The sequence below is a fragment of the Arthrobacter sp. 08Y14 genome (assembly GCF_002929455.1).
Classification (GTDB): Bacteria; Actinomycetota; Actinomycetes; order Actinomycetales; family Micrococcaceae; genus Arthrobacter_B; species Arthrobacter_B sunyaminii.
Genome location: NZ_PJIX01000002.1, coordinates 985,286 through 997,134 on the forward strand (window position 1 = coordinate 985,286; position 11,849 = coordinate 997,134).

An 11,849-nucleotide genomic window follows, 5' to 3' on the forward strand; every position below is an offset into this window, starting at 1 on the left:
ATGGTCTTCCTCAGCCAAAGATTCCGATCTCGATTATGGGTCCGTCCGGGTCGATGATGTGTTGATCTGATCCCTCGTATGCGGAACCCATTAGCACGTTCCTTCGGTCAGCTGCGAACTCTGGCGAGACGATCACCTCCCGAAGACGCACTGTTGCAGGAACGGTGTTGGCGTCCTCCCACTCCATCCACCAGGTTTCCCTCATTGGTGACCAGGCAAGCACCGGGGATTCCCCGCCAATGAGGAGCCCCGCTCCATTCTCATCACACACCCACCGACCTGCTAAGCCAGAGGGGGTCATGTGTTCGACATGGGAGCTGTCCATCGCTGCAAAGACTCTTCGCTGCGGCCCTTGGGCAGTCCAAACACGACCAAGACCCCACGCACGGAGCGGAACAATGGGAGCTCCGGAGGCTGACTGCCGGAGACGAACGATCCGCTGGCACGCGGCGATAGCCAAAAGCGAACCTTCGGGATGAGGAGCCAGGTGGGTGGGCGCTATCGCCTGCCCAGCCAGGGCTTCAACCCGGGCGGAACTCTCTTCGAGGTCATGATCCAGCACACGGGTCACAACCCCGCACAACTCCAGCGTCACGGAATCGTCCGTCTGGTGGGGCCGCAAAGCATCAACGAGCGAATCCATCTGTCGGCAGAACTCAAGCGCTTCCATATCGAACATCTCTAGAACCCGGAAGGCGGCCGTCCGCCATGCGTTGAGAACCTCAACCCACCCAGCACTCAATCCGATGGCACGTGCATCCGCGTGTACGAGCGCCTCACGGAACGCGTCGATTGAGTCTTCATAACGCTCCAGCGAGGCGAGGGCATCACCACGGAGGAAGAGCAGTTGGAGATGGACTGCGGGGCTGGTCTCTACCCGCAACCGTTCCTCGATGCCACCCAGCGTTGCCGAGTCGTTGTTGCCGAGGGACCTCAATTGATCGTGAAACTCCCGGAAAGCCGAGCCGGCCTTGACATCGGGGAACGAGTCAACCAGGAACGAGACCCACAGGTCCGTGACCTCGACATTGAGCCCGCTATCGGAACCTGCGAGTAACTGGACGTTCTCGTAGACCTGAGTGGCGGCTTGGGCCACCGAATGGTGGGTGCCCGGGTCGATGGCGCACCTGCCCAGATAGTAAATGGCGGAATCAATGGTCTGGCGGATTTCACCGATGGGAGCGTTGTTTTGGATTTGGATTGTCGAGATGTTGGAATGAATGATGGCCCGGAGCACGGGGGCATCTAGGTCCAATCGATCCATGGTCCCTAGCTCCTGACGATAGAGGGACTGCGCCGATTCCGGGTCACCTCGGTGTGCGAACATGTTTGCCATGTTCCCAATCAAGGTAATGCCCTCGGGCGTGTATGCCCTGAAGCGTTCGGAGAAATCGATTGTCGTCAATGCCGAGGTGGCAAGCAGCTCAGCATTGTTGAATTTATAGGTGTCGACTGCGGACCTGATTTGATCGCTCAGGACCAGCTGGAGCAGTCCGAGGACCCGTAATCGCGCTGTGTTGCTGTGGTGTCCCCGAACGACTTCGAGGACGATGTCATTGGTACGTACCAGGTCGCCCCCTGCGGTTTCGGGGGCTTGGACGCGATGGACCAACGACGCCATCGACAACTGTCGGACCGCGATCTCCACGTGTTGCTCAGTTTCAGATCCCGGTTTGGCGTCCTCTTCGTCAGCGAGCTGATATCTACCAGCCATTGATTCTGCCGCAACGGTTACTCCGCCAGCGAGCTGAAGCGGGGCCGAGCGAGGCGGGAGGTAAGCGAGGGTCTCCATAAGGGCCATGGCGCGCAGAGGGAGGCGGTCATCCCGCGATGTGACCGTGTCCAGCGCTATAGAGATTGCCTGAAGCAGCGAGGGGTGCGAGCGATAATCTGGCGGGACGAGAGTTTCGTCGTCGATGATATGTTCCTTGAGCCGGTCCAGGTAGGCGTCAGTCATTTCAAGGCCGCGCCCGCTGTCTGCAAGGAACCCGCACGCAAGCTCGATGGCCAGCGGCCAATTCCCCAAAGCGCCGCAGAGTCTTAGCGCGTCCCTCTCAGCGTCGGCATCGAGGCTGGCAAGTTCGAGGCGTTCACACAAGAGGGCGATCGCCTGCGGGTCTGTCATGGGGTGGAGCCGGTTGCGGTGCCACTGGCCCCAGCCTGCCGAGTTGGTCGAGGTCGCGAGCATGTCGATCGCTCCGACAACGGGGAGCCACGGAGCAACCGTCCGGTCGTCAGGTGCGTTGTCGAAAACGAGCAGCCACGTCGCAGGTACTCTCGAGATCGTGAACTTGAATTGTTCAGCAACGATATCCGTCGAGGCATCCCTTGCGTCGATTCCGACGCAAGCCGAGACCGCCTCACGGATCGCCTCCGTACTATGTGCATCAATCCACAGGATCCGGTCGTAGTAGTGGCGCGCAGTATCCAAATACAGCCTCGCTACTGTCGATTTGCCGATGCCTGACAGCCCCGTAAGGGCGACCCTTCGCACGGCTCCAACGGGCGGGCCACTGAACGTCTTGGTGATGCCCGCAAGTGCCTCGGCTCTGCCAATTGTCCGCGTTACGGGGACCGGGCCAAGGGGAACTCCCCAATCGACCTCTCCTGCGGCACCCGCTAGGACGAGGTTCGGCACGCCCAACAACCGCTCTAACCCAGCGCGGTCGAGACGGCGACCCTTCCGGCGGCTGGACAGGTGCAGGATTTGCGAAGTCAGGTATCCCACCAACACCTCCGCTGTGTGGCGACCCGTGCCATCACCGCGAAGTCTGCGCTGGTGTTGTGCCTTTCCCTCGATCTGGGAACGGAGAACGTCGAGATCAAGGGGTTCACATAGAACAACGCACCGTGCAAGGCGGGAAACGTTTATGCCCGCGTCGATGGCTTCTGTGAGGCACCCCGGGGAGAGATGCGGACCGATGATCTCGATTACGCCGGGTGACGTCGCTGTCGACGGATCGAGCGACACGAGAGCGGAACGTAATGCCTCGCCTGCTGTCGTGAGACGCCTGTTCGTTCGGATGAGATAACGCCGTGAATCGTGTTCGATCAATTGCAGAAGGATTCCGGCAATCTCGGGTACACCCATACGTTTTCCTTGTGGGCCGTCCACAGAAGACTTGGCTTGGACGGAGAGCAGCCTGATGCCGTCTGGATCAGTGATTGAGTAATCAACAACGTCGGAAACGTGGTCTTCACTCTCCAAAACGAAATCCTCGGCAGGATGTTTCGCCATGTGGTCAAGGACATCCTCGACGGCGACCAGGTACTGATAGCCCAGTCCCGCAGCCGTGCCAACTCCACCTGAGGCATTTGAGATCTGAGACATTTAGACATTTAACCGACACTGCCAGGGGACGGCAATAGACCGGCTTCCTGGAATGCCGTCCCAGTTCAGTTGCCGGAGAAGATCAGGCTGGGTCAAGGGCCGCCCCGTTCCCAGCCTGATCTCTGCGGAAGAACCAGTCCCTGAAGCTACCAGCCGCGTTCGGCCAGCCGGTGCGGCTGCGGGATCTCGTCCACATTGATGCCCACCATGGCCTCACCGAGTCCGCGCGAGGCCTTGGCGACCTCATCGGCGTCGTCGAAGAAGGTGGTGGCCTTGACGATGGCTGCCGCACGCTGTGCGGGGTTGCCGGACTTGAAGATGCCCGACCCCACAAACACGCCGTCCGCGCCCAGCTGCATCATCATGGCGGCATCAGCGGGAGTGGCTATGCCGCCGGCAGTGAACAGCACCACCGGAAGCTTGCCGGCCGCGGCCACCTCTTTGACGAGCTCATAGGGGGCCTGCAGTTCCTTGGCGGCGACGTACAGTTCATCCTCGGGCAGCGAGGACAGCCGGGCAATCTCGGAACGGATGGTGCGCATGTGCATGGTGGCGTTGGATACGTCTCCCGTGCCGGCCTCGCCCTTGGACCGGATCATGGCCGCGCCCTCGTTGATCCGCCGCAGGGCTTCGCCGAGGTTCGTGGCGCCGCAGACAAAGGGAACCGTGAATTTCCATTTGTCGATGTGGTTGGCGTAGTCGGCCGGCGTCAGGACCTCGGATTCGTCGATGTAGTCGACACCGAGGGACTGCAGGACCTGGGCCTCCACAAAGTGCCCGATGCGGGCCTTGGCCATGACGGGAATGGAGACGGTGTCGATGATGCTGTCGATCATGTCCGGATCGCTCATCCGGGAGACACCGCCCTGTGCGCGGATATCGGCAGGCACGCGCTCCAGCGCCATGACGGCAACGGCGCCGGCGTCTTCGGCAATGCGTGCCTGCTCGGCGGTGACCACATCCATGATCACACCGCCTTTGAGCATTTCGGCGATGCCGCGCTTGACCCGGCTGCTGCCGGTGACCGGAGACAGGGAACCGGACACGGAAACAGGCACAGGCATGCCCTGGGGCTCTGGAATGTTCATGGAACTTCTCACCTTCGCGAAAAACCAATGCAGCGATCGCTGCTGCCCCAAGCCTAGGCGTTCAACGTCCCGTTAAGCAGACGGCCCGCCGCCGGATTGCTTCCGGTGACGGGCCGCTGGGAATTGCCTGTTTTGCTGAGGAGAATGCTGTGACTATCCGGCCTTGGGCAGCGCCTGCCGCCGAACCGCCAGCATCCGCTGGGCAATGGTGACGCAGCTGGCAGCGCAGAGGAGCACCAGGACCACCAGCAGCAGGATTTCAGGAACACCCAGACCCACCAGGCCGGTGGCCACCAGCAGGGAGACTAGTCGTTCCGCGCGCTCGGCAATGCCCACGTTGGCGTTGAATCCCAGTGACTCCGCTTTGGCCCGGATGTAGGAAACCAGCATGCCCAGCACCAGCGCAATGATGGCGGCGATGCCGATGGCGTCGTTGTTGCCGCCGGTGAAGAACCAGATGCTCACGCCGGCAAACAGGGCGCCGTCGGCGAAGCGGTCCAGGGTTGAGTCCAGGAATCCGCCCCATTTTCCGGTCCGTGCCTGCTGACGGGCCATGATGCCGTCAATGACGTCGGAAAAGATGAACGCGGTAATGAACAGGGTTCCCCAGAACAACTGTCCCAGCGGGTAGAACACCAGCCCGCCGATCATCACACCCAGCGTTCCGGCGATGGTGACCATGTCCGGTGTGATCCCGCGGCGCAGCAGCCAGCTGGCCAGCGGGGTGAAAACGGCAGTGAAGAATCCCCGCGCGTATTTATTTAGCACGGGTCAGTCCTCGCTGTCCTGGCCGGAGCCGCTGACCGGCCAGGCGTCGGCCACCTGCTGCCGGACGTCGCCCAGCGTCTGGGTGATGGCCTTCGTCTGCGCGATGATCGGCAGGAAGTTTCCGTCCCCTCCCCAGCGCGGCACAATGTGCTGGTGCAGGTGGGCGGCGATACCCGCTCCCCCGGTGACGCCCTGGTTCATGCCCAGGTTGAAGCCGCTGGGGTTGGAGACTTTCCGCAGCACGCGCATGGCGGTCTGGGTCAGCGACGCAATCTCAGCCGTTTCCTGCTCATCAATGTCCGTGTAATCCGGCACGTGCCGGTACGGGCAGACGAGCAGGTGCCCGGCGTTGTACGGAAACAGATTGAGGATCACAAAGGCGTACTTGCCGCGGTGGACTATCAGTGATTCCTCGTCGGAGCGGCCAGGCGCGGCACAGAACGGGCAGTTGTGCTCCGAGGAGACCTGTTCCTGCCCGCCCTTGATGTACGCCAGGCGGTGCGGCGTCCACAGGCGTGCAAATGAATCCGGCACGCCTGCAAGCTCGAATGAGTCCGTGACTGCGGCATCCCCGGGATAGGGACTGCCGCCGTCGTCCTGGCTGCTGTTTTCCATCTGCACTCCTGCCGCCGCCGTCCTACTTGTCCCGGTTCCGGACGGCTTCGACAATCCGCTTGACGGCCTCTTCCACGGGCACGCCGTTGTCCTGGCTGCCGTCGCGGAAGCGGAAGGACACTGCTCCGGCATCGGCATCGTCGCCGCCGGCAATCAGGACAAACGGAATCTTGTCCTTGGAAGCGGTGCGGATCTTCTTCGGGAAGCGGTCGGTCCCGGTGTCCACCTGGGCGCGGATACCGGCGGCCTTGAGCTTGTCGACGACGTCGAACATGTAGTCGTTGAACGCCTCGGCCACGGGGATGCCAACCACCTGAACCGGTGCCAGCCAGGCCGGGAACGCGCCGGCGTAATGCTCGGTCAGCACTGCCATGAAGCGTTCCACGGAACCGAACAGGGCGCGGTGGATCATGACCGGACGCTGGCGGGTGCCGTCGGCGGCCTGGTATTCGAGCTCGAAGCGTTCGGGCAGGTTGAAGTCCAGCTGGATGGTGGACATCTGCCAGGTGCGGCCAATGGCGTCGCGGGCCTGGACGGAGATCTTGGGGCCGTAGAACGCGGCGCCGCCCGGATCCGGGACCAGGTCCAGGCCGGATTCTTCGGCCACCTCGGCCAGGGTGCGGGTGGCTTCCTCCCACACGTCGTCGGAGCCGACGTACTTCTCCGGATCCTTGGTGGACAGCTCCAGGTAGAAGTCGTCCAGGCCGTAGTCCTTGAGCAGGTCCAGCACGAACTTCAGCGTGGTGGTCAGCTCGTCCTTCATCTGCTCGCGGGTGCAGTAGATGTGGGCGTCGTCCTGGGTCATGCCGCGCACGCGGGTCAGGCCGTGGATCACGCCGGACTTTTCGTAGCGGTAGACCGAGCCGAATTCGAACAGCCGCAGCGGCAGTTCACGGTAGGACCGTCCGCGGGAGCGGAAGATCAGGTTGTGCATGGGGCAGTTCATCGGCTTCAGGTAGTAGTCCTGGCCGGGCTTGGTGACCTCGCCGGTCTCCGGGTCGGTGACCTCGTCCACGTGCATGGGAGGGAACATGCCGTCGCGGTACCAGTCCAGGTGGCCGGAGACCTCGTACAGGTGGCCCTTGGTGATGTGCGGGGTGTAGACGAACTCGTAGCCGGCCTCGGTGTGGCGCTGCCGGGAGTAATCCTCCATAGCCTTGCGGATGATGCCGCCCTTGGGGTGGAACACCGGCAGGCCCGAGCCCAGTTCGTCCGGGAAGGAGAACAGGTCCAGTTCGGTGCCCAGCTTGCGGTGGTCTCGGCGCTCGGCCTCGGCCAGGCGTTCCTGGTACGCCTTCAAGGCGTCCTTGGTCGGCCAGGCTGTGCCGTAGATGCGCTGCAGCTGCTGGTTCTTCTGGTCGCCGAGCCAGTAGGCGGCGGAGGAACGGGTCAGTGCAAAGGCGTTGGAGATCAGCTTGGTGTTCGGCAGGTGCGGGCCGCGGCACAGATCACACCAGATGACGTCGCCGGACTTGCGGTCCACGTTGTCGTAGATGGTGATTTCGCCGGCGCCGACCTCGATGTTCGCGCCCTCGCCGGCCTCGTCTGCGCCGTCCTTTTTGCCCAGCAGTTCCAGCTTGTACGGCTCATTGGCCATGGCTTCGCGGGCTTCTTCTTCACTCACCACGCGGCGGACAAATTTCTGGTTCGAGTTGATGATCTTCTGCATCATCTTCTCGAGGGTCTTCAGGTCCTCGGGGGTGAACGGCTCGGCAACGTCGAAGTCGAAGTAGAAACCGTCCTTGATGTACGGGCCGATGCCGAGCTTGGCGTCCGGGCGCAGCTGCTGCACGGCCTGGGCCATGACATGGGCGGTGGAGTGGCGCAGCACGTTCAGTCCGTCTTCGGAATCGATGGTCACGGCTTCAACGGCGGTGCCCGGGGCAAGCTCGGTGTCCAGATCCTTCAGGACACCGTCCACGCGCATGACGACGACGTCGCGGCGGTCGAAGAACAGCTGTGCACCTGTGGTGCCAGTATCCACCGTGGTCTCCTCGTCGTTGACGATGAGGGTGAACTTCTCTGGCACTGACACGGTTGTCTCCTAGATTTCGTTGTATGGCGTCTGTGGCACGGCCTGGACACGGCCGGCTCTTTCTGCGCCCCTTTGATGTTATCCGCTGGAGTTGGGCCCTACCAACCTGCCGCGCTGGGGACGGGGCAGCGGAAGCGAGGAAGTGTCCGCCAGGTTCCATGCTTCCAGGGCCTGCAGGCTCATGCCGCGCTCCCCTGTGCGGCGGGTCAGCCCCCGGATCAGCATCAGCTCGGTGCCGAAAAGGAGCGGACCGGTTTTCTCCTGTGCCTCGGTGAAGAACGTGCAGTCAACGCACCCGGTGCCGTCGTCGAGGCTGATGAACACCACGCGTCGGCCGCCGCGCATGGGCGGCGTTTGGGTGGCCACCCGGATGCCGGCCACGAGCACTTTGGAGCCGTTGCGCAGACCGATCAGGTCGCGGGCCTTGGTGACGCCCAGTTCGGCCAGCAGCGGACCGTAGCTGTCGATGAGGTGGGCGCTGACGTCCACGGACAGCAGATCAAGTTCCGTGCGCACCTTCTCGCGCAGCGTTGGTTCGGGCAGTTCCGGCCGCAGGTTCTCCAGTTCGGTGTCCCCAAGCGGCAGCGCCAGCTGTCCGGGAATGGGATCATATTTCCGCGGGGCCGGCCGCGGCGGTGCGGTGTCCAGATGGTGCAGCAGATCAGCGCGGGAGGCGCCGGTTCCGGTCTCCCGGGCCAGCGAATCGAAAGCCCCCAGGGAGGCCAGTCGCATCAGCGTAGCCCGCCCCACTCTGGCGCGGGCCCGCAGGTCGGCCAGGGAATCGTAGGGCTGGCCGGCGGTGATGCGCCGCAGCTCTGCCGCCGACAATCCGTAGATCCCGGCCAGGCTCAGCCGGATGCCCAGCTTCGAAGACCGGGCCGGATGCCCCGGTGTTGCCGGAACCGCCGGCACCCGTTCCACCCGGTACTGCGCACCGCTGCGGTTGATGTCCAGCGGCAGGATGGGGATCCCCATCCGCCGGGCCTCCGCCACGAGCAGGCGGCGCGGATACATGCCCGGATCGTGTTCGAAGATCCCCGCCAGGAAGGCTTCGGGGTGGTGGGTCTTCAGCCACGCGGACTGGTAGGTGGGCACCGCGAAGGCTGCCCCGTGCGCCTTGCAGAAGCCGAAGCTGCCGAAGGCCTTCAGCGTGCCCCAGACCTTGTCGATGACTTCGGCGCCGTAGCCCCGCTTGGCTGCTTCGGTGCGGAAGAAGTCTTCCACTGACTTTTCGGCATCCTCGTTGCCCAGCAGCCGGCGCAGTTCGTCGGCCTTGGCCAATCCGCAGCCGGTGAACACGTCAAAGGTGCGCAGCACCTGTTCATGGAACACTGTCACCCCGTGCGTTTCCGCCAGGACCGGCCGCAGGGCTTCGTGCGGATACACCTCCGGGGACCAGCCGTGCCGGTGTTCCAGGAACGGGCGCACCATGTCGGATTTCATGGGTCCGGGCCGGAACAGAGAAATGTCGATGATCAAATCATTGAACTCCCGCGGGGCGAGCTTGCCGATCAATTCCCGCTGTCCCGGGGATTCGATCTGGAAGCATCCCAGCGTGTAGGTGCTGCAGATCAGGTCATACGTGGCAGGGTCGTCCAGGGGGACGGCGTCGAGGTCAATGGAGCCGTCCGCCAGCACATAGTCGGGGCCGTTCCCCGCAGGCCCGGCGGGGTGCGCCCCGGCGCGGACGGTGTCTTCCCTGGTGGGATGCAGCCTGCGCACTTCCTGCAGCGCATAGGCCATGGCGCTTTGCATCCGCACCCCCAGCACGTCGAGTTTGAGCATGCCCATGGGATCCATGTCGTGTTTGTCGAACTGGGACATGGGCAGGCCCAGGCCGGAGGGCTGCACCGGCGTGCGGTCCAGCAGGGAGGTGTCCCCCAGGATCACGCCGCACGGGTGCATGGAAATGTGCCGCGGCAGCCGGTCCAGGCGTTCGGTCAGGTCCACCAGCAAATCCAGCTGCCGGTTGCCCTGGACCCGTTCGGCGATGTCCCGCAGCTCCGGCTTTTCCGCGAGCGCTTCCCGGAACTTTCGTGCCGAGAAGCGCCACAGCTGTTTGGCCACGGCGCCAATGTCCTCTTCGGCCAGGCCCAGGGCCATGCCGGCGTCGCGCACCGCTCCTCGCGCCCGGTAACCGTTCTGCATGCTCATCAGGGTGACCCGTTCGGCGCCGAAGCGTTCAAAGATGCGGTGATAGACGTTGTGCCGCTGGGCACTTTCAACGTCTATGTCGATGTCCGGAAGGGTGGAACGGTCCCGGGAGAGGAACCGTTCAAAAATCAGGTCATGGGCCAGCGGGTTCACGTGGCTGATGCCCAGCAGATAGTTCACCAGTGAGGAGGCTCCCGAGCCCCGGGCTGCGGCACGCACGCCCATGCCGGTGATCATGGCGGAAACCTCGGCGACAGTCAGGAAGTACGAGGCGAACCCGAGCCGTTCAATGATGCCCAGTTCATGGGCCAGCCGGTTGCGCAGCCGGGCTTCGGCGGCCTGATCCTGTGCGGGGAACCGGCGGCCGATGCCGGCTTCGCAGCGGCTTACCAGCTCGGCCATGGGTTCGTTGTTGATGCCGATCACCGAGGCCTCCGGAACCACCGGCTGCTTCCACCCCATGTCCAGCACCGGATCCATCCGGCAGGCATCGGCGAGCGCCTCCGTGTCCCGGAGCATCCGGGCGGCCCCGGCGGTTCCGTAGCCCGCCTCGTTGCTGATCTCGCGGGCAAGGGACTTCATCTGCGCGGCGCTCTTCAGCCAGCCCTGTCCGTTGGGCTGCAAATCCGAAAGCCGCCCCATGGAGGTCAGCGCCCGGGCTGCATCCAGGACATCGGCGGTGGCGGCGCCGTCGGCATCCACGTAGCGCACGGCGTTGGTGAGGATGGCCGGCAGCTGCATTTCATCCGCCAGGCGGAACATGCGCACGGCGTGGGCCAGGCTGAGGTTGGTTCCCGGGGCGCTGAGGTGGGCCACCACCTCCACGGCAAGCGATGCGCGCGGCAGCGTCTCCTGCCAGCGGCGAAAGAGCGTACGGGCGACGGCGTAGCTGCGGCTGCGCATGGCGGTGCCGACGTCGGAATGCGGTCCCACCAGGACGGTCAGGAGAGGCTCCGCGTCACCGCCGGCTCCGGGGCCGCGGGCACCGGACCCCCCACCGCCGCCGTCGCCCGCTGCCCGTGACGCCAGCTGCGCCATGGTCACCCCCACCGGTTTGCTGCCCTTGCGTGCCGCGGACGCTGAGGTGCCGGCGTGTGCATCGGAAATCAGCCGGCACAGCGCACGGTAGCCGGCTCCCTGCCGCCGGCCACGGGCCAGGACCACAACTCTTCCGGTGACCGGCCGGGCACCGGAAGCATCCGGCTCCCCCAGCACCGCCAGATCCACCCCCACAATCGGATCAATGCCGGCGTCCATGCAGGCGCGCAGGTGCTTGACCGTCCCGTACAGCCCGTCACGGTCGGTGCAGGCGAGCGCGTCTGCACCGTCGGCCGCAGCGGCCTGCGCCATTTCCTCCGGCCAGGACACTCCGTAGTGGGCGCTGAAGGCGGTGGCGGCATGCAGATGGGTGAAGCTCATATCCGGCAGTTCCTAGGCGCTTTCCCGCAGGGCGTCATGGATACGGATCAGGCGCCAGCGGCCGGAGCTGATGTCATGCGAGAGATCCAGGGTGCGCAGCGGCGAACGCGGGGTCAGCCGGGCCTGTACCCGCCAGATCTCCGAATCCACCAGCCCCGGACCACGCCCGCGTTCCGCCCGGGCTTCCTCATCCCACCAGTTCCGGCGCTCATACCAGCGCACGGGATCCGCTGCCACCTTGTAGGTGCGGCCGCTCCAGACAAGACGAAGCGGCTGGCCGGCGGGTGAGCACACCACCTCTACCGCCTCACTGAAGACACCCATTCCAGCTTCCTCCCAGCCGCAGGCGTGCCCGCACCCAAGCCGTCGCAGCGGCCAAAATTGGTTTGTGGACATCAACTAATTCGAACATATGTTCTAACAGTTTCCAGTGTACGGC

At 64.1% G+C, this 11,849-nt stretch carries 7 protein-coding genes; all 7 read right to left on the reverse strand.

The genetic code is table 11. The annotated features are described in order from the left end of the window. Window positions 1–10 precede the first annotated feature (10 nt). The gene (locus CXR03_RS11085; RefSeq protein WP_146070487.1) at window positions 11–3,331 is read right to left on the reverse strand and encodes a hypothetical protein; all 3,321 of its coding nucleotides are present in this window, start codon (window positions 3,329–3,331) and stop codon (window positions 11–13) included. A gap of 146 nt (window positions 3,332–3,477) precedes the next feature. After that, the gene (pdxS, locus tag CXR03_RS11090; protein ID WP_104104113.1) at window positions 3,478–4,395 is read right to left on the reverse strand and encodes a pyridoxal 5'-phosphate synthase lyase subunit PdxS; all 918 of its coding nucleotides are present in this window, start codon (window positions 4,393–4,395) and stop codon (window positions 3,478–3,480) included. Between the two features lie 177 nt (window positions 4,396–4,572). Next, window positions 4,573–5,187: a phosphatidylinositol phosphate synthase gene (gene pgsA, locus CXR03_RS11095; protein WP_104054011.1), complete on the reverse strand. Its 615-nt coding sequence runs from the start codon at window positions 5,185–5,187 to the stop codon at window positions 4,573–4,575. Window positions 5,188–5,190: 3 nt separating this feature from the next. Beyond that, window positions 5,191–5,802: an HIT domain-containing protein gene (locus CXR03_RS11100; protein ID WP_104103811.1), complete on the reverse strand. Its 612-nt coding sequence runs from the start codon at window positions 5,800–5,802 to the stop codon at window positions 5,191–5,193. 22 nt (window positions 5,803–5,824) lie between these two features. Further along, window positions 5,825–7,837, reverse strand: coding sequence for a threonine--tRNA ligase (gene thrS / locus CXR03_RS11105; RefSeq protein ID WP_104103812.1), 2,013 nt, complete (start codon window positions 7,835–7,837; stop codon window positions 5,825–5,827). 78 nt (window positions 7,838–7,915) lie between these two features. Further along, on the reverse strand, window positions 7,916–11,410 hold the full coding sequence (locus CXR03_RS11110) for a DNA polymerase III subunit alpha (RefSeq protein WP_104103813.1): 3,495 nt from the start codon (window positions 11,408–11,410) through the stop codon (window positions 7,916–7,918). Window positions 11,411–11,422: 12 nt separating this feature from the next. After that, window positions 11,423–11,734 (reverse strand): DUF6504 family protein, encoded by a 312-nt coding sequence (locus tag CXR03_RS11115; protein ID WP_104054007.1) that lies wholly within the window; start codon window positions 11,732–11,734, stop codon window positions 11,423–11,425. Window positions 11,735–11,849 lie beyond the last annotated feature (115 nt).

Bases quoted from the DNA above. Each gene is read 5' to 3' on its own strand.
- CXR03_RS11085 (WP_146070487.1), bottom strand. From the start codon at position 3,331: ATGTCTCAGATCTCAAATGCCTCAGGTGGAGTTGGCACGGCTGCGGGA.
- pdxS (WP_104104113.1), bottom strand. From the start codon at position 4,395: ATGCCTGTGCCTGTTTCCGTGTCCGGTTCCCTGTCTCCGGTCACCGGC.
- CXR03_RS11100 (WP_104103811.1), bottom strand. From the start codon at position 5,802: ATGGAAAACAGCAGCCAGGACGACGGCGGCAGTCCCTATCCCGGGGAT.
- CXR03_RS11110 (WP_104103813.1), bottom strand. From the start codon at position 11,410: ATGAGCTTCACCCATCTGCATGCCGCCACCGCCTTCAGCGCCCACTAC.
- CXR03_RS11115 (WP_104054007.1), bottom strand. From the start codon at position 11,734: ATGGGTGTCTTCAGTGAGGCGGTAGAGGTGGTGTGCTCACCCGCCGGC.